Origin of the sequence: Streptomyces sp. SID13031 (genome assembly GCF_010548305.1) — a bacterium.
GTDB lineage: Bacteria > Actinomycetota > Actinomycetes > Propionibacteriales > Kribbellaceae > Kribbella.
On the sequence record NZ_JAAGLV010000110.1, the window covers coordinates 1 to 397 of the forward strand.

General features: G+C 71.0%; 1 pseudogene. It reads right to left on the minus strand.

Going from position 1 to position 397, the window contains the following annotated elements:
* Window positions 1-397, minus strand: a pseudogene (gene purH / locus G3I17_RS39470) (bifunctional phosphoribosylaminoimidazolecarboxamide formyltransferase/IMP cyclohydrolase); the annotation flags it as partial.

Consider the following 397-nt stretch of genomic DNA (forward strand, 5'->3'; position numbering starts at 1 on the left):
CGCCGTCTTCGTACGCCGGTGCGACGACGACCTCGGTGAAGATCTCCGCGACCTGCTCGGCCAGCGCTACGGTGACCGGGCGGTTGACCGCGATGACCCCGCCGAACGCGGAGAGCGGGTCGCAGGCGTGCGCCTTGCGGTGGGCCTCGGCGATGTCGTCGGCGACGGCGATGCCGCACGGGTTGGCGTGCTTGATGATCGCGACGCACGGCTCGGCGTGGTCGTAGGCGGCGCGGCGGGCGGCGTCGGTGTCCGTGTAGTTGTTGTAAGACATCTCCTTGCCGTGCAGCTGCTCGGCCTCCGCGAGACCGCCCTCGCCCGAGGTGTAGAGCGCGGCGGGCTGGTGCGGGTTCTCGCCGTAGCGCAGGACGTTCTTGCGCGCGTACGTCGCACCGGT